The 18,834-nt window shown below is 50.9% G+C and carries 15 protein-coding genes; all 15 read right to left on the bottom strand.

What is annotated here, in order from left to right:
• Window positions 1-49 precede the first annotated feature (49 nt).
• Entirely contained in the window at window positions 50-4,585 is a 4,536-nt protein-coding gene (locus EBB54_RS00735) for a DEAD/DEAH box helicase (protein WP_243127458.1), read from the bottom strand.
• A gap of 169 nt (window positions 4,586-4,754) precedes the next feature.
• Window positions 4,755-6,929, bottom strand: a complete 2,175-nt coding sequence (locus tag EBB54_RS00730) for a HelD family protein (RefSeq protein ID WP_125125959.1) — start codon at window positions 6,927-6,929, stop codon at window positions 4,755-4,757.
• 258 nt (window positions 6,930-7,187) lie between these two features.
• Entirely contained in the window at window positions 7,188-7,934 is a 747-nt protein-coding gene (gene ispD / locus EBB54_RS00725; RefSeq protein WP_125125958.1) for a 2-C-methyl-D-erythritol 4-phosphate cytidylyltransferase, read from the bottom strand.
• 181 nt (window positions 7,935-8,115) lie between these two features.
• Window positions 8,116-9,144, bottom strand: coding sequence for a tRNA (adenosine(37)-N6)-threonylcarbamoyltransferase complex transferase subunit TsaD (gene tsaD, locus EBB54_RS00720; RefSeq protein WP_125125957.1), 1,029 nt, complete (start codon window positions 9,142-9,144; stop codon window positions 8,116-8,118).
• An 8-nt stretch (window positions 9,145-9,152) separates the two neighbouring features.
• Window positions 9,153-10,061, bottom strand: a complete 909-nt coding sequence (locus tag EBB54_RS00715) for a ribonuclease Z (RefSeq protein ID WP_004077547.1) — start codon at window positions 10,059-10,061, stop codon at window positions 9,153-9,155.
• A gap of 44 nt (window positions 10,062-10,105) precedes the next feature.
• The gene (locus EBB54_RS00710; protein WP_004077549.1) at window positions 10,106-10,357 is read right to left on the bottom strand and encodes a hypothetical protein; all 252 of its coding nucleotides are present in this window, start codon (window positions 10,355-10,357) and stop codon (window positions 10,106-10,108) included.
• Window positions 10,358-10,511: 154 nt separating this feature from the next.
• Window positions 10,512-11,690, bottom strand: a complete 1,179-nt coding sequence (gene tsaB, locus EBB54_RS00705) for a tRNA (adenosine(37)-N6)-threonylcarbamoyltransferase complex dimerization subunit type 1 TsaB (protein WP_125130524.1) — start codon at window positions 11,688-11,690, stop codon at window positions 10,512-10,514.
• A 71-nt stretch (window positions 11,691-11,761) separates the two neighbouring features.
• Window positions 11,762-12,202 carry a tRNA (adenosine(37)-N6)-threonylcarbamoyltransferase complex ATPase subunit type 1 TsaE gene (gene tsaE, locus EBB54_RS00700; protein WP_125125956.1) on the bottom strand — a complete coding sequence of 147 codons (441 nt, stop codon included), beginning with the start codon at window positions 12,200-12,202 and terminating at the stop codon, window positions 11,762-11,764.
• A gap of 21 nt (window positions 12,203-12,223) precedes the next feature.
• Window positions 12,224-13,402: a phosphoribosylaminoimidazolecarboxamide formyltransferase gene (locus EBB54_RS00695; RefSeq protein WP_125125955.1), complete on the bottom strand. Its 1,179-nt coding sequence runs from the start codon at window positions 13,400-13,402 to the stop codon at window positions 12,224-12,226.
• A gap of 27 nt (window positions 13,403-13,429) precedes the next feature.
• Window positions 13,430-14,143 carry an IMP cyclohydrolase gene (locus tag EBB54_RS00690; RefSeq protein WP_004077554.1) on the bottom strand — a complete coding sequence of 238 codons (714 nt, stop codon included), beginning with the start codon at window positions 14,141-14,143 and terminating at the stop codon, window positions 13,430-13,432.
• Window positions 14,144-14,344: 201 nt separating this feature from the next.
• The gene (locus tag EBB54_RS00685; RefSeq protein ID WP_125125954.1) at window positions 14,345-15,028 is read right to left on the bottom strand and encodes a D-lyxose/D-mannose family sugar isomerase; all 684 of its coding nucleotides are present in this window, start codon (window positions 15,026-15,028) and stop codon (window positions 14,345-14,347) included.
• Window positions 15,029-15,058: 30 nt separating this feature from the next.
• The gene (locus tag EBB54_RS00680) at window positions 15,059-15,916 is read right to left on the bottom strand and encodes a MurR/RpiR family transcriptional regulator (RefSeq protein ID WP_334295272.1); all 858 of its coding nucleotides are present in this window, start codon (window positions 15,914-15,916) and stop codon (window positions 15,059-15,061) included.
• 20 nt (window positions 15,917-15,936) lie between these two features.
• A complete protein-coding gene (locus tag EBB54_RS00675; RefSeq protein ID WP_125125952.1) occupies window positions 15,937-16,800 on the bottom strand; it encodes a ketose-bisphosphate aldolase in 864 nt (287 codons plus the stop codon).
• Between the two features lie 96 nt (window positions 16,801-16,896).
• Window positions 16,897-18,213, bottom strand: coding sequence for an ADP-dependent glucokinase/phosphofructokinase (locus EBB54_RS00670; protein WP_125125951.1), 1,317 nt, complete (start codon window positions 18,211-18,213; stop codon window positions 16,897-16,899).
• Between the two features lie 16 nt (window positions 18,214-18,229).
• On the bottom strand, window positions 18,230-18,733 hold the full coding sequence (locus tag EBB54_RS00665) for a carbohydrate ABC transporter permease (protein WP_330554308.1): 504 nt from the start codon (window positions 18,731-18,733) through the stop codon (window positions 18,230-18,232).
• Window positions 18,734-18,834 lie beyond the last annotated feature (101 nt).

Genomic DNA, 18,834 nt, shown 5'->3' with positions numbered 1-18,834 from the left:
TTGATCACGCCCAGTATCATATTTCCCATTTCTCTCTTCTTTAAACCAATCACACCTGCTCAGAACCGCTCAGAACCATCCCCACTGCACTCTCAAACATAATCCCGCCGATCTTCGGATCTCTCCCCTTTGTTTTATCGGCCCGGAACAGATCCGCCAGCAGGTGCAAATGATCCATCCAGCTAAACAGCCCCGAATGGCAGCATTGATTTCTCCTGTTGGTGCAGTCCTGCAGCCGTGCTTCAAAGGCCCTCCACCAGTTTTCATCGTACCGCGGATTTCCTGCCGCCTGCATCCGCCGTCCAAGCTCCGCCCTGTGATTTTTCAGGATCACGCCAAATGCCCCAAGCGTCAGCTCTTCGTATTTGGCGTCCTTGAGCGCTACGGTGCCTCTGCCCTTTCCCATTCCCCGAATCTTAAATTCGGGAAACAGTTCCTGCAGGCTTTTGAGGAAGCAGTCCTTCATCCGCAGCTCAATTGCCTTGCAAAAAAGGATCGCGCAGCAGGAGGCGTCGAACCCGGGATTGACCCGATAGACCGGCTCCAGAAGAAAGTACAGCTTCATTCCCAGCAGAAGATTATCCCTGACTCTGCCAGACAGCTGATCGAGAGCCTTTCCGGAGTCAAAGCCAAATTTCCCCAGCTGGGACGCCGTCAGCTCCGTGGTCAGAAATTCATCATTCAATCCCTGGAGCAGACCGGAGGTATCAATGCTGTAGTCTACCGCATCCTCTTCATATTCCGCCTCAGCCGTAGAAAACGCGGTAACCGAAGGCAATCCCGCGGATGCTTTCAGCAGGGCTTCTCTGCGCTCCTCCTCCGGAAGGTCCTGCTCCAGGATGGATTTGATCTCTTTGATGGCAAAGGTATCTATGATATTCTTTGCGGTGCTGATACATGCCGATTCCTTCCAGGCTTCCTCATCCCCAATGACATACAGCCGAAATTTTGCACGGGTCGCCGCTACATTTACAATATTCCGGTTTACCCACCGGACGGCCCCTTTTGCTCCTTCGCCTGTATCGCAGCCCAGCAGGAAGATCACCTCATCGGCCTCTTTCCCCTGAAATGTGTGGACCGTACCAATCTTTTTCTGGTCATAATCCAGAATATATCTGCTGTTGATCCTGGTTTGGCCGGCGTTTTCCCTGCAGTATTGGTCAATATATTTCCGGATTCCGGCGACCACGGTCGTAAATGGGCTGATGATATAGATACCAGGCTCCGGATTTTTGGAAAACGCAATTTCCAGGAGTTCGCAGACCTTCCGGGCCTGGGCTTCCACAAAGTGGTTCTTATTTCCTTTTTCCTCGCCCTTTACATTGATCCACTGCGATTTCTCAAAAATAAACCTTGCGGCCTTTTCCGCTTTGGGCGGCCGGGTCTGCTGCTTCATGATCCCGTTATACGAGATTTCGTTGGAAATGTCGTACATCGGGGAGATGCAGCGCCTGTGAACCAGCAGTGGACAGCCTACCCACTCCGGGTAGTCCGTACCGTTGTCCAGATATGTACCAAACCGATTCAACCCGTCGGCAAATGCCTGAACGGACAGAGTCTTTTTCTTATAGGGCTTGAGCGCCTGATCCTGGTATGCCTTCCGAAGCAGGATCAGGTCATCGGTGACCACCGGCTCCACTTGTTTCGGATCTCCTACAATGACCGCCCGCCGGCTTCTGTAAAGCGCCCCCAGAGCCATCTGCGGCTGTGCCTGCCCAGCTTCGTCCACGACCAGCGTACCGATCACCCCGGGCTGTGTGATGTCCTTGAGCAGCCTTCCCACCGAAGCAAACGTGGAGGACAATACGGGCACCAGTAAGAACAGGGTCTGAAAAAGGGCGGGCACCATAATCTCTTTGTCCTCCTGATGGAACAGGATCCTTTCGTTTTCATCCCCCATCCGCAGCCCCCAATAATGGGACAGCGTGGTGAAGTTGTCTCTGCAGTGATTGGAGGAAATCACAAATTCCTTGTTCATGCGCATTGCATACCCGAACAATTTTTCCCGCTCCCGGTTGTAACGCTGGGTAAACCAGGGATTTGCCACCTGGGCATCGGTGGATGTTCGGACATCCTTGGAAAGCAGTTTTTCCACAAAGCTTTCATCAATAGCCACTCTTTCGTCCATTCTGCCTGCGCCAGTATATTGGGATATTTCCGATTCGTATTCCTTTCGGGCCGCTTCTGCTTCTTTTCGGGCCTGAGATATCTTCTTTCTATGGTCAGCAGCTTTTTCCTCCTCACTGCTGATCCACTGTGCATACCTCCCAGTCTCTGACCGATGTGACTGGTATTCTCGTTCCGCCCGGCGGTTCAGCGTCCGGGCTTCCTCCACATTTTGATTCAAGAGCTCCAGCTCAGATTCTAATTCGGAGATCACGTCTTCCAGCTCTCCGGCCTCCCGGCCATATTCCTCGGCAAGCTTCATGGCAGCCTCGTATTTTGATTTTTGGAAAAGCTTCTGTAATCCGCTTACAGAATTTCTCTTTTCAAATTCCTTTTCCAAAGCTTCCTTTCGTTTTCCTCTCACCCCGGAAAGCGCTTCCTCTTTGCTCTGCCGCGCTGCCTCTGCCTGCTCCGCTGCCTTTTTACAGGCAAGCATATTTGCGCAGATCTGCTCTTTGGCCTTCTCTAACTCGGAAAAAACAGCTCTTCCTTTTTTGATATTCTGCCCCGCCTCAAATATCGCCCTTCCGGATTCCATTTCAATCCTGGCGGCTAAGGCTTCGGCTTCCGCTTTCTTTTTTGACAACGCTCCGGCTTTTCCCAATGCGCTCTGCATCTCTCTGACGATCTCCAATTGACGCAAAAACTGTTTCCTTGCCTTTTGGTAGGACGGAAGTCTGTTTTGGGCCGTCTCCTTTTTCCCGTAAAAATCCCACCCCAGGGGATACAGCACCTTTTGATAAAATTGATTCAGATTCGATCTTCTGCCCAGCGGGGCAGCCACAAGTCCCCAGACCTCCGTATCATCCAAAAGCTCCTGCGCATATTTTGTAAAGTAAATATCTCTGTATTGGATTTTCTCACTGCCTTTTCCGCTCTGACCGGTGCTCTCTGTCACGTCGGACTCCTCCGGTTCGAAAAGCCTGCCCACCTCTGCCAATGCCCCCCGAAGCTCCTCAGGATCCCCGTCCAGAGGCGACAGATCGCCTGTCATCTTTTTGGGCAGCTCCTTGGAAATATTTTCGACTGCGGCATTATTGCACGATGTCACCAGCATACTATACCGGTTGATCTCATCATTTTTCAGGCTGTACCAATGGCGGGTGTACTTTGAATAAGCATTTCCCGGTTCCTCGCCATGGAGAAAATCATGCTCTTCGAAGGCATCCTCCGGTTTTTTATATTCCGAAAGCAGGATGGCCCGTTCTATGATGTTACTGACCACAATTTCTTTGAGCAGGGTCGTTTTTCCCGTTCCGGGAGGTCCGTTAACAGAAAAAATATTCCCATTTTCGGCGTACAGTTCGGAGCTGCCTTTGCCGATCGCCAGGTTGATGGCCGTCTGCTGCATAAAGGCCGGCATAAATCTGGACGGCCATTTTCCCAGAGGCGCATTTTCCACGGATAAAATCTCCTGGATCTGCTTTTGATATTCCGCTTTCCCCTGCTTCCCGGGATTCACCAGATCGATACCATCCGTTTCCTGCTCTTTTAAGACCGTCACATAGGCAAGCAGATCCTTCCCCATATGGCAGTCTTCCTCCAATACCCCGCTTCTGATCTGTTCCTGGACAAGCCTGATATCATTGGAAAAATAATCATGCGTCAGCCCCAGATACTGATCCTCTTCTTTTTTGCTTTTGATCCTTCCATCCGCAAACATCTGAAAATGAACTGCATAAACCTCTTCGTATGCATCATATGCCTCATTTTCTGCCGCGGTATTCTGTATGTTCCCCTTGAGATACCGCTTCTCGATCTCCTGATAAAGACCGCGGAGCCGGTCAAATGTTACGGCGCCTGCCGAAAAGGACTGCAGGGTGTCGTCCTTCTCCTCTTCCTGTCCCTCGGACTGAGCGGCTTCCGGTCCAAAAAACATAGCTTCCAGTTCTTCTACCGCCTCTGCATACAAAGCTGCGTCCAGGGACGCAGACAGATCCCCTTTGGCAGATTTCACCTGCCTGAGCGCCCACAGGATGGCGGACAGGGACAGCGAATACCTGATGTACTCTCCCGACGGAGATAGCTGGAGGCTGGCCCATGCAATCTGATCCGTACTTTTTTCCGGCCTGCCTCCGTCCTCCGCTGTAAACGGCAGAACCTCCGCAATCCGGTCGATACACTTTTCCCGCTTGACCTTCCCAATATAAATGGTAAGGTTCCCCCACTTTTTCATCCCGCAGGCCCGGGCCTCTTTTGCGATCACCTCATACAGCGTCTCCCGGCAGGAGCTGCCCCGGAGCAATACAAAATCCTCGATCGGAGTGTTTTTTTCTCTGCCTCTGGGCGGATTTTGCTTCCACTTTTTCACTCTGCCGGTCAGCTCCGGATGATCCGGAAATTTATCCTGAGCCAAAAATTCCATTGTAAACCAGTAATCCAGAACCTTTTCAGCCAATGCCCTGTCCTGCTCCTTCAAATGACCGCCTCCTCATTTTGTAAAAAGGAACTATAAAAATCAATTTCCTATTTGTGCAGTTCCCGATCGTATTCTATTTCTGCGTAGTTTCACCATTATATGTCACCCCCCGGCCAATCACCACGCTGCTTGGTCGGGAGGATGCTCATAAAAACTGGTATTCAGACCGTTACGCCCCAAAATCATATACATACAGCTCATGCAGAGCCCGTGTCGCGCAGATATACCGGAACTGCTGAAACAGCGGACTTTCCTTCTCGCCGCCCAGCACAAACACCTGGTCAAATTCCAGTCCCTTCGCCAGATAAAAGGTAGTTACCGTAATCCCCTTCTGGAACAGGCTGCTGTCCCTGTCGATATAATATACGTCCTCCCGCCGTTCCTTGAGATAACGGTATGCGTCGATTGCTTCCTCTTCCGTCATCGTCAGGACGGCTGCATTCTCATATTCTATTTCTGATCCACTTTCTGCACTGCTCTTTTCTCTCGTTGGGCCTGCTTTGGAAGCTCCTCTCATTTCCTCTGCCCCAGGCATTTCCCGCCGTTCGTCTGTTCCACGTTCTTCCCCGGCCGCTTCCGCTTCCAGCCTTATCAGCCGTACCTGCCGCAGCACCTCATCCAGCGCTTCTTCCCTGGATGCCAGCCGTCTCTCCTCCACAGCCTTCCCATGCCTCTGGAAATACTCTACTCCCTCAATTCCCGTGATCTTTCCTGCATATTCCGCGATCTCCGCCGTGTTCCGATAGCTTTTTTTCATCTCAATGCACCGGATCTTCCTGCCGAATATTTCCGGAAGAAAGGTCAGCACATCCATCGGCTCCTGATCCACCGTCTGTGCGCGGTCGCCCAGGATCGTCATATTGCACGGGAACAAAAGCCCCAGGATCACATACTGCAGATAGGAATAATCCTGCATTTCATCAATGACCAGATGGCGGATGTTCCGGCGCGCCGCCCCGGTCAGAAGCCGGTATTTCAGATACAGCAGGGGATACACATCCTCATATTTCAAAAATCGCTTCTCCGCCGGTACATCCCTCAGCGCCGGATATCCGGAATCCTCCAGCAGCCAGTTATAGATCACATACAGATCCGTGGTCACATAGAGACTCTCAAATCTCTCCCGGATCACCAGCAATTCTTCTTCCGGAAGTGTTTTATCATGGAGCGTCTCATATTCATCCACAAAACACTCCATTACTGCATCCATTCTGGACAGCAGCGGCACTCCGGAGAATTTGTGGTAGAACAGCTTCAGGATCTCCTCCGCCTTTTTCTCCATGCCCTTATATTCCACATTTTGGAAATCCACCAGACGGTCCTCCAGCTCCACAAGAAATCCTTCCACGCACTGTACAAATTCCTTCGACTGCTTCCAGCGGTAACGTGCTTCCCTGGCCTGACGGTCTCTGCCCGCGCATCCTTCCCGGATCTGACGCTCGATCTGATGGTATCTGTCCTCGCAGTCAGCGACCGTATCCTTCAATTCCCGATACGCAAACAGGTCAAGACTCATTTCCCGGATATTTTCCTCCCCCAGCTCCGGAAGGATATGGGAAATGTAATCTGAAAATACGCTGTTCGGCGACAGCACCAGTATATTCGAGGAACGTAAGTTCTCCCGGTCATGGTACAGCAGATAGGCGATTCGGTGCAGGGCTACAGAGGTTTTTCCGCTTCCCGCCGCCCCCTGGATCACCAGGACCTTATCCTTTGTATTCCGGATAATGGCGTTCTGCTCCTTCTGGATCGTGCGCACAATATTTTTCAACTGAGTATCGCTGTTGGTTCCCAACTCCTGTTTCAGGATGTCGTCGTCTATCTTCATATCACTCTCAAATTCATAGATCATCCTGCCGCCCCGGATCTTGTATTGCCATTTGGAGCTGATCTCCCCATGCATCCTCCCGCTCGGTGCCTCATAGGACGCAGGCCCCCTGTCATAATCGTAAAACAAACCGCTGACCGGAGCGCGCCAGTCATAGATCAGAGGGATCCCGCCCCGCTTTTCTGAAAAATTTCCAATCCCAATATGGAAGGTTTCCGCCTCGTCATCGCCGTCATAGATAAAATCTACTCTTCCGAAAAACGGAGAATCCAGCATCCTTTTCAGTCGCCGCCTCATATTCAGATTCTCCTGATTTGCATTGATCTGTGTCAGAAGAGCCTGGCTGTTATCAAAATTCTCGTAGCCGTACTGGTCCATCTCCGTATAATTTTCCCAATAATATTCGTGCATCCCCTCGATATCCTTCTGCACAAATTCTATCGTTTCGTCCAGCTCCCGGATCCTCCCCCGGAGTTTTTCCATAACAACTGCCAAAAATTCTGTTCCTGCGCTCATACTATGAAAGCTCCTTCTCTCATCATATTCTGAGGAACTGTATGGGAATTACTTATACAGTTCCTAAACTTCTGAATATACACACGAACATTATTTTACCATTTAATCTGTCCGCATATGCATGTAATCAATGTCCTGAATCGTGTTTATACTAAAAACAATCCCAAAATAATCTGCAAATAGTTCGTGTTTTTTCTTCGGGACAGTTCCGAAACGCCATATAAATCTGCCGCCCCGTTTTACATCAGAAAAGGCCGGTCAGGAATTCCCCCGGCCGGCAAATACCTCTCCCACTTCCAGATCCTCCGGAGTGGTGATCTTTATATTTTTGTAGGATCCCTTCACCATCCTCACCGGATGTCTCAGCATGATCTCTACTGCGCCCGCGTCATCTGTCACGGTATATCCTCTGCGGCGGGAGCCGCCGGATTCTCCCCGGGCCTGCTTCTCCTGATCCTGTATCAGCATTTTATACGCCTGTTTTACAAGCTTTGTCTCAAATACCTGGGGTGTCTGCACCATCCACAGCGTGCCGCGGTCCGGTGTGTCCCTTACCTTGCATTCCGGATCCACGATCTTGATCGTATCCTTCACCGGCATCCCGGCCACGCATGCCTTGTCCAGCCGCACGATTTCATACAGCCGTGACAGCATTTCCTCATCTACAAACGGACGCGCGGAATCGTGGATAAACACATATCCGTCCTCCCTGGTCTCCCGAAGTCCGTTCCAGACCGAATGAAAACGCTCTTTTCCGCCTGCCACGATCCTGCTCACCTTGGTGATCCCGTATGTCTCCACAAAATTCTTCCGGCAGTAGTCCTCTTCTCCTTCCCCGGTCACCAGGATGATCTCGTCAATGATATCTGATTCCTGGAATACCTGCAGCGAATAGCAGACGATCGGCTTTCCTGCCAGAAGAAGATATTGCTTATGCACTTCCGTTCCCATGCGGTTCCCCCTGCCTGCTGCCAGGACGACCGCGGTACAATACGATTTTTCCATTGTGCCCCCCTATCTGATCTCCATATGGAATACAATATACCCAGGCGCATCTCGTCATAGCCGATTGACCGCTTCGCAAGGTATACCCAAGGTATCTCGTCACAGCCGATCGACCGGGCCACAACATATAGTATGCAACCCATTTTTATCACAATATATCCTGTTATCCCTGTACAGCCAGTCAACGCTCCCCCAGCTTCAGATTCGGCACCGCATTCAGATCCCACCCGTGCCGGGTTCCGGCCAGGTACTCATAATATCCCGCCGCCCCGATCATAGCCGCGTTGTCCGTGCAGAAGATGGGCGAAGGATGGTAGAATTTCAGATTTCGCTCCTCACACGCCTTTTTCATGCTTTCCCGCAGCGCGCTGTTGGAAGCCACGCCCCCGGCAATGGCAAATCTTCCCATCCCGTATTCCTCCGCAGCTTTCATCGAATGCTCCACCAGCACATCCACCACCGCCTTCTGGAAGGATGCTGCCACATCTGCAGGCCGGAAGGTTTCTCCCTTCATCTGACAGCCGTTGATATAATTGAGAACCGCAGACTTCAGCCCGCTGAAGCTGAAATCAAATGGCGCGTCCGCAATATGCGCCCTGGGAAATGGAATCGCGTCCGGATCGCCCTCCTTCGCCAGCCGGTCGATCTTCGGTCCGCCGGGATATCCCAGTCCGATGGCCCGGGCCACCTTGTCGTAGGCTTCCCCTGCCGCGTCGTCCCGGGTTCGCCCCAGGATCTCATAGGTCCCATAATCCCGCACGCAGACCAGATGGGTATGCCCTCCGGATACAACCAGACACAAAAAGGGCGGCTCCAGATCCGGATGCTCAATATAATTCGCGGAAATGTGCCCTTCGATATGATGGACGCCGATCAGCGGCAGATGCCTGGCATAGGCAATGGCCTTGGCCTCCGCCACGCCTACAAGCAGTGCGCCCACCAGACCGGGGCCGTAGGTCACGGCCACGGCGTCAATATCCTCCAGCGTCACCTCAGCCTCCTTTAAGGCTTCCTCAATGACCTGGTTGATCTTCTCAATATGCTTCCGGGACGCGATCTCAGGAACCACGCCGCCGTACAGCTTGTGCAGGTCGATCTGGGAGGAAATGATATTCGAACAGACCTCCCTCCCGTTGTGCACCACTGCCGCGGCCGTCTCATCACAGGAGCTTTCGATTGCCAGTATATTCATATCCCTGATTTCTTTCATATCCCCACCTACTCAAACTTCATCGTAACCGACATTTTATCCTTTCCCGCCTTTGCCGCAGGAAAGATCTTCCGCACCTCATCCATGTACACCTCCGCCCTGGTCATGGACGGGCTGTAATGGGTCAGCCACATTTCCTTCACCCGGGCATCCTTTGCAAGCTGCGCAGCCTCGTAAAATGTCATGTGCTTATACTCCACGGCCTTGGCCGCTTTTTCCTTTTCCCCATACATCCCTTCGCAGATAAACAAATCCGATTGTTCCGCGTGTTCCACGATGGAACGCGTGGGCCGGGTATCTGTCGTGTATGTCAGCTTGATTCCTTTTCGCGGCGGCCCAAGCACCATGTCCGGCGTCAGCAGACGCCCTTCCTCCGATTCCACGGATTCCCCCTTCTGCAGATACCGCCAGTACTTCTGAGGGATCTCCTGGGCCATAGCCCGTTCCGGGTCGAACTTCCCGGCCCGGTCAATCTCCAGAGAATATCCATAGCATGGAATATTGTGGTTGACACGAAATGCCTGCAGACGGTAGCCTTCCATTTCAAAAGTCTGTTCTGCCCCCTCAATCTCCTGAAAATGGATTGGGAACGGCAGCTCCGGGGCGATCACGCGGAGCGAATTGACCACCCACTCCAAGCCTTTCGGGCCGATCATGGTCAGAGGCTCCCGGCGTTCCGCATTTCCCATCGTAAGAAGCAGCCCCGGAAGGCCGCTGATATGATCTCCATGATAATGTGTAAAGCAAAGTACATCGATGGGTTTAAAGCTCCATCCCTTCTCTTTGATTGCGATCTGCGTACCCTCCCCGCAGTCGATCAGAAGGCTGCTGCCGTTGAACCTGGTCATCAGCGCAGTCAGCCAGCGGTAAGGAAGCGGCATCATCCCGCCGCATCCAAGCAAACATACATCTAACATAATCCTCTCCATTCCTCCGTCAAAGCAAATGGTTTGAACAGCATTCACCACTGTTCTTCTATTTCAGCCGGTATGCGAAACCCCTTCAGCAGGGCGTCATAGCATTCCTCGCACAGCTCGAAGGAATGCCTCTCCCCGTCCTTTTCCGAAAAATATCCCCAGCTATAGTCCGCGCTGAACACCCCTTCCCGGGCCTGGCCGTTCACAACCGGAATCTCTTTCCCGCATTGGTTGCAGATCATCCTGCTGACCTCTTTGATCTCTTCCGTTTTTTTTATATGACAATATTGGCGCATACAATCCTCCTCCTCCGTATGATCAAATACTCTGTGAGTTCTGTTACGCCTAAATTATAACTGTTTTCTCTTCTGTTTCCCACTGGGAAACGTTCCCATGGCTGGATATCCGGCACCAGCGGGATGAACAGCAATATGCTGCCTGGCATCTCCTCTACAGCTCCCTGCTCATCAGTACCGCGTCCTCCGCCGGCGACTGGTAGAATCCTTTCCGTACCCCGTCCTCCTGGAACGCCATTTTTTGATAAAACGCCCTTGCCTCCCGGTTGCTTTCCCGCACATCCAGAAGAAGCCTTCCGACCTGCTTCTCTTTACAGGTCTCCTCCAGAAGCTGCAGCAGTTTTTTCCCAATACCCTGCCTTTTCAACCCTTCCGGCACGGCGATCCGGGCGATCTCCGCCTCGCCGCCTGCCAGATAGGCAAGCAGATATCCCGCGGCCTTGCCCGCCTTTTCCGCAAGCAGGCAGACGGTCTGCGGGTTTGAGAGTGTATCCAGTACGGCATTCTGACTCCAATGATCCGGAAATGTCTGATACTCAATCTCCGCGACAGCCGCCGCGTCCTCGGCTTTCATCTCCCGGATCAGGGTCTTTGCCGTCCGCTCCCGCTGGGCACGCTCCCGCTCCGCCTGGGACTGCCGCAGGTATTCCGGCTGATGCTCCATAGCGGTTTCATATTTTCCCGCTTTGTAATAACGGATTCCCAGCGCGCCGATCACGGCCGCCCGCTGCCGGTTCATATAGGAGGGCGCAAACGAATAGGGAACCTCAAGTCCCGCAGACAGCATTTCCCGGTAAACCGGCACTCCGTCCCCCAGGAACACCACCGGCCTGTTATAGTTGTTCAGCCGTCGGATCAGATCCTCCACGGCAATGGCCATCTGCATTCGCAGCACCTGAAAAACAGGCTCCACCTCCCGGGTTCCTTCTTTTTTTCCCGCCTTTGCGGAGAATGTATAGATTCCCGTGTAGACCTGGTTCCTGCGCGCGTCCATGATGGGACAGATGATATCCCCGCAGCCGTACACCTGGTAGGCAAGCCCGTCTACCGTAGGCACATGGATCAGCGGCTTATCCAGTGCAAGCCCCAGCCCCTTCGCCGTGGCCGAACCGATCCTGAGCCCGGTAAATGACCCGGGCCCTCCTGACACGGCTATGGCGTCTATGTCCGAGAGTTCCAGCTCCGTCATCTTTGCCACCTCATCGATCATGGGCAGCAAAGTCTGGGAATGCGTCTTTTTATAATCCACCGTATATTCCGCTATCGTGCGGCTGTCTTCCACAACGGCAACCGATGCCGTCAGCCCGGAACTGTCTATTGCCAGCACCTTCATGTCATACATCCTTTCTTTCCATGTCTGATATACGGAATCGCCTATAAATGCCACATCAGCTTGCGGCAGGATCAATCCAAACACTCTTCTGCCGCTTCAACCGTAATCCGTCGATAGTCAAACCCCTTTTCCAGATCCTTTTCGATCCGGATCCGGGTGCGCTCTCCGGGCAGGATTTCCCGGATCAGGTCCGCCCATTCGATCAGGGAAACCCCTTCTCCCGTCATATATTCTTCAAACCCGGTCTCGTCCATCTCTTCCACGCTTCCGATCCGGTAAACGTCAAAATGGTACAGGGGCAGCCTGCCGCCCTCATAGATCTGCAGGATCGTAAAGGTGGGGCTGTTCACGGGCTCATCAATCCCCAGCCCCTTCGCAAATCCCTGTGTAAATACGGTTTTTCCGACTCCCAGGTCACCGGTCAGCGTGTATACTTCTCCCGCTTTCGCCAGTTGCCCGAGACGCATCCCGATCTGAAATGTATCCTCCGGGCTTTTTGATTCCAATACCATGCCTGCCTCCGCTTTTTCTTCTTAATGATGGAACAGACGGAGTCCCGTAAACGCCATTGCCATGCCGTATTTGTCGCATGCCTCAATCACATGGTCGTCCCGCACGGAACCTCCGGGCTGCGCCACATATTTTACTCCGCTCTTATGAGCCCGCTCAATGTTGTCCCCAAACGGGAAAAACGCGTCAGACCCCAGGGATACGTCGGTCATCTTGTCCAGCCATGCCCGCTTCTCTTCCCTTGTAAATACGTCCGGTTTTACCTGGAAGGTCTTCTCCCATACGCCGTCCGCAAGAACGTCCATATACTCTTCTCCGATATACAGGTCAATGGCATTGTCCCGGTCCGCCCGTCCGATGCCCTCCTTAAACTGCAGACCCAGAACCTGCGGCGCCTGTCTTAACCACCAGTTGTCCGCTTTCTGGCCCGCCAGACGGGTACAGTGGATTCTGGACTGCTGCCCGGCTCCGATCCCGATCGCCTGTCCGTCTTTTACATAGCATACGGAATTGGACTGGGTATATTTCAGTGTGATCATGGAGATCGCCAGATCCCTCTTTGCATTTTCCGGAATCTCTTTGTTGGCGGTTACCACCTTCGCAAAAAACTCGTCGTCGATCTTTAATTCATTTCTTCCCTGTTCAAATGTGATTCCGAATACTTCCTTGTGCTCCAGCGGCGCCGGCTCGTAAGAGGGGTCAATCTGAATCACGTTATAGTTTCCTTTTTTCTTCTGCTTTAACAGCTCCAGCGCCTCCGGCTCATATCCCGGCGCGATCACGCCGTCGGATACCTCACGTTTGATCAGCCTTGCCGTATCTGCGTCGCACACGTCTGACAACGCGATGAAATCTCCGAAGGAGGACATCCGGTCAGCCCCCCTGGCCCTTGCATAGGCGCACGCAAGCGGAGAAAGCTCTCCTAAGTCATCCACCCAGTAGATCTTCGCAAGTGTCTCTGAGAGCGGCAGGCCCACCGCGGCGCCTGCGGGGGAGACATGCTTGAAGGAAGTCGCAGCCGGAAGCCCGGTGGCTTTCTTCATCTCACTCACCAGCAGCCAGCCGTTGAATGCATCCAGAAAGTTGATGTATCCCGGACGTCCGCAAAGTACTTCAATGGGAAGGTCGCTTCCGTCCTGCATATAGATCCTGGATGGTTTCTGATTCGGGTTGCAGCCATATTTTAATTCTAATTCTTTCATCTGTCGCAGCTCCTGCCTTTCTTTTTTCTATTGATTCTTGTTCACGATCCTGGTTTCGTATTTTCCGCTCCTGATATTGATATATCTTACAAAGAGAGAGACCTTATTTTCTTCATTCAGACTGTTCCACAGAAGCTCTGTAAAGGCTTCCATGTCATCCGGGATGGAGATCAGCTTCGGTTCCCCTTCAAAGCTGGGCAGCGGATCGCCGTCGTGCATATAGGTATGTATAAAATGCCCTTCCCCCGCCGCCGGGTTCTCATAGGCGAATGTATACCGGCTGCAGCTATCCGGATTTCCATTGCTGCTCTTTAAAATCGACATGGCATAATTATATGTTCCGTTCTCCACATGCATGATCCCGGAGATACGAGGCGTATAGTTGGGAGCGTCCGGCTCAAATTCCCTGGAACGCAGCGCCTGTTCAAATGTCATCTGCCTGTCCATACCTTCGTAGATCGTGTCTGTCTGGTCCCCATTGGTCACGATGGTCTTATTGCCGAGTACACGCACCGGCGCATAGATCACCAGGCTCGGGTCTGTCAGCTTCGCCGGATCAAACGCCTGTGTCCGGATTCCTTCCCCGTCTTCCACAAAGATGCGGTTCCTGCTGTTCACGCTGCGCCCCATGATAAAGTACGCCGCCGCCGCACTCTCGCCGTCCGCGCTTTTCCCAAGGATGATCCCTCTTCCCGGATAAGAATTGTTCTTTAACTCCTGCTCAATGGATAACATGTTCATAAGATGCCTCTCCTTTCTTCGAATATGTCCATTATACCTGTGATGCACTGCAAGTTCAATAAAAAAATGTCTTTTTTGGTTATTATGGCAAATCTTACGTTATCAAAAAGAGGACGGATTCTTCCGCCCTCTCCTCATATGACAAATTCTAATCTGACCGTTGGCAGCTCAATACATATAGTATCACCCGCACCATCTTTCTCACTCAGCCGCCGGATACTCATTGCAAAGCAAACGGTACGGTGCTTCATCCTCTTCTATTTCCGGAAAACGTCCGATCGGCTCATAAAAACGATTGTCATTCTCATCGTCATTACACATGGACACTTCCCCGAGGAGCACAGCCCCTCCCGTCTCCGGCACGATAAAGTCATGATACATATATGGCATGATCGTAATGCTCTGCCCCGGCTTTAACAGCACTTTCGTCCCCGCAGGCACTACCTCTTCCCTGCCGTCGGAATATACCGTCACATCCGTATCAAGCATACTGCCGTCTTTTGCTCCGTTAAACACAGTAATGTAGATATCATTTCCCCCGCGGTTAATAATGTCCTCCATCTTATACCAGTGGAAATGCATCGGAGCCGTCTGCCCCGCATAGAGCATGAGTAGTTTCTCGGCATAAGTCTTGGGATATTTTTCCGGTTGGTTCCGGTTTCCGTTGCGGATAGTCAGCAGCGAGAATCCCACCTTGTCAAAGTCTCCAAGCCCATAATCCGTAATATCCCACCCAAGGCAGTTATCACGGATCTCATCATATTCATGCCCGACATTCTCCCAGTCTTTTGCGCTCCATTTTGCAAATGGGGGAATCTCAAATCCATGTTCCTTGATCAGGGCTTCCATGTCTTTTATCACTTCATTAATTCTGGAACGTTTCATAACATTCTCCTCCTGCACCACCTGATCTTATTAAATCTTATATTCTGACAAAATCATCTCCGGTTTGTCAGCCTGTCTCATCTTAATAAGCTCCTCGTTGGTGACAAAGTTAAGCAAAGCGTCAATGATGGCCGTTTCATTCAGATGCGCATAACTCTTGTAATAACTGAACGGTTCTTCAATCCCTGCGGACAGCAGTACATAATCTGCCAGGTCAGATACAGGCGTCTGGCCGCACGCCGTAATGGCGATCATTTTAAGCCCCTTTTCTTTTCCCAGCTCCATCCCCTGGATGACCTGTCTTGACGTACCCGACTGTGATATGGCAATCAGAATATCACCTTCATCCGCCAGATTCACATGGTTAAGGAAATATTCCGGCGCGACATTATATGTACTCTTAATCCCCAGACGTCCCAGACGGAATCCCATATACTGCGCCAGAGGACTCGTATTTCCCACCGCCATGATATGGGCGACTTTGCAGTTTTTCAACAGATTGACGCAGGCCCGCATCACTTCCAGATCCAGCCTTCTTCCCATGACCAGCATCGACTTCGCAAATTCCCCGAACATCGCCTCAACACTGTCTTTACTTTCAATGCTCTCAATACTGTTATACTGCTGCTTTCCCAAGTCCCTCGCAAGCGTGATCCTGAACTGGTAGTATCCCGTATATCCGATATGATGGCACATCCGCACAATCGTAGCATCACTGACTCCACTGTGTTTTGCAAGTTCTGAAACATTACATTCTACTGCTTTCTGAGGATTCTGCAATACGAAATCCGCCACCTTCTTCTCGGCGGAAAAAATAAGATCGTACTGCTCCTTGATCACATCAAGCACCTCTCTTTTCAGAAAATCCCTCTCACTCAACTTTGCCACCCCGACTATTGTATATTATTTTAATATAAATCCGCTTTTCCGATTGTCTGGAACAACTCCAGCTTATGTTTTGCAACTTCTTTCATCGCCTTCATGCATTCAGGCTCAATCACGTTCGGCTCTCTTAGGCTCTTGTCCTCAAGAACCTCCCTCATCTTCTCAAAGTATGCCGCCTTGATATCGGAAGAAATGTTGATCTTATTAATTCCAAGTGTAACAGACTCCCCAATCTCCTTGTCCGGGTTATTCGAACCGCCGTGAAGCACCAGCGGAATGTCCACTTTTGATGCGATCTCTTTCAGGATATCCAGTTTAAGCTCCGGCTTCATGCCTGCGGGATACAGGCCATGGCAGGTTCCGATTGCGACTGCCAGCGTATCAACACCTGTCTCAGCGATAAACTTGAACGCGTCCTCCGGATCTGTATAGATGATCTCAGCAGCGCCTCCTTCCATCTCGTCCGGGTCTGTCGTGCCAATTGTCCCAAGTTCCGCCTCAACAGATACATTGACCGGATGCGCCGCCTCGATAACCTTCTTTGTCCCTGCAATATTTTCCTCAAAAGGAAGCTCCGCCCCGTCAAACATTACAGAAGTAAAGCCGCTCTGGATCGCCCACATAATTTTTCCAAAATCACTGCAGTGATCCAAATGAATACATACTGGAATCGGTGATTTATATGCTTTCTCTTTGATCGCCGTCACCATCTCTGAGCCGATGAAACTCAGCTCGTCCGGATGAATCTCTATAATAACCGGTGAGTTTGTCTCTTCACACACCTCCATGATACCAAGAAACATAGAATAGTCACTGATATTAAACGCCGGAAGCGCAAATTTATTTTCCTTCGCAACAGCCAAAATATCCTTCATATTCATTAACATAATCCTTACCTCCATAAAATACTATTATTATAATAATCCACCTGTTTTTTTCTGTCAATAATTCCAAAAAATAAAATTTCTTTTATACTTCAAATTTTAAAAACACATCTGTACGCCGCCCACAAAAGAGTCTCCCAGGCCGATTGTATATCTCGGCTTGTCAATATACTTCGATGGGACCAAAACAGCTTCCCCTGCGTATTTACTTTCCTGAACCGCCTGAAAATTCTTCACGCCCCTGTCGCTGAAACCAAATTCCAGCACTTCTTTTATCTGTTCTTTCGTGCCGTACCAGCCATGCTTCGCTTTTGCCGTTGCCAGCAGGTTTCCATAGATCAAGCCTTTTTCAATATCCGCCTTAAGCGGTTCTCCTACATACATGGAATAATCTTTCGTATGGATGATCACCCCTCTGCGGACGCCGAACATGCTGCGGATTGATTTTGCGCCTTCCACACAGGAAAGGATGTCGTCCACATGGACATCCAGATGATACATTTCATTTAAAGTATGATTTAACTCCTCCTCGTTCATACTCAGAATGTCCACGCTTTCCCCGACCGTTTCCAGGCAGAGCTTTTTCACATCTATGCTGTGGAAATGTGCATCTTCGAAAAAGACGATTCCCTCCGGATTGTTTTTTCTGTATTTTTCAATATGCTGCTTTGTATAGCCCAGCCGCTCCTTTAAAAGTTCCGGATCTAAAAGCGCATTAAAACTGGATAGTACATTGCTGCTTACCTTTCGGGCATTCTGTTCGATCCACTGAAAATACGGCTTAGAAAACGGCACAAACTCGTTTACAGTGATTTTTGTGAGTATCAGTCGATTCGAGCACGGGATTACGACTTCCTGCCCTCCCAGGCATATTTTATCTCCCTTTTTGAACTGGATGATGAAATGAGGTTCCTGCTCCTGAGTCTGCCTGATTTCATCCGTATGCACGAGCCGGCCTTCCCGCGATACGGTGTACACCCACGGGGTCTCTAAAATATCACACACTTCCTTCGAGTCATCCGTCAGATGCACAATCGACGGGCATCCCACACCGCTCAGCGCCAACGCCGCCTGGACTGCAGTGCCGCCCATGCCGTATTTAAAATCAAAGAGCTCTTTTACAAGTTCCACATTCTCCACATCGGCCTCCCCGCCGATCCCGTTGGAGCAGTAATATACCATTGTTTCCAGCAAATCCTGCATCGTCCGGATCTTTGGTGCCGCTTTCATTTTGGAAAGCTGCACCCCCGGTATATGCTCTTCAAGAAGCCGGTTCAGACGTTCCGTTTTAAAGTCGCATAGCAGGTCAAGATTGCTTGTATATCCCATCGCCGGATAACGTTCCCCACTGATCCTTGCCTGAACCAATCGGTCCAGATCCTCATATGCCTCAATATATTTCTGTTTCAAGTCCATCCTGCCTACTCCTTTTCTAATTCTTTACCGATCCTGCCGTCATACCTGCAATGAAATATTTCTGGAAGAACAGGAACAGGAATAAAATCGGCAGAGAACCAAGTACACTCATCGCCATCATCTGATTCCACTCATAGGCATGCTGCCCCATCAGCAAATTGATTCCTACCGGCACTGTACGCATATCATTGGTCTTTGTCAATGCCAGTGCGAATAAATACTCATTCCACGCCTGCATAAACGTGTACATCCCTACCGAGACAAGACCCGGAACCGACGGCGGTACAAGGACGCTCCATAATGCCTTGAATCTGGTACCTCCGTCAATCATAACCGCTTCATCCAGATCCTTCGGAAGCGTATTGAAATACCCCGTCAGCATCAATATCGCATAGGGCAGGGTAAATACCATATAAGTAAGCACCAGCGCCCCATATGTATTAAACAGCTTCAGCGATACAATCAGGCTCATGTACGGAATCAGCAGCGTGATCGGCGGCACAGCCTGAACCAATGTCATTTAGTTAATATATGGACGAAATCCGATGTTCCACTCACCGGTGTTCACCCGTCTTGTTGGCTTCAACCCGCGATATTACTGGGGTTATTCTATCTGAAAAC

It is taken from the genome of Schaedlerella arabinosiphila (assembly GCF_003885045.1).
Taxonomy (GTDB): Bacteria; Bacillota; Clostridia; order Lachnospirales; family Lachnospiraceae; genus Schaedlerella; species Schaedlerella arabinosiphila.
Note: the sequence above shows the minus strand (reverse complement) of the source record. Positions and strands in the feature narration are given on the sequence as shown.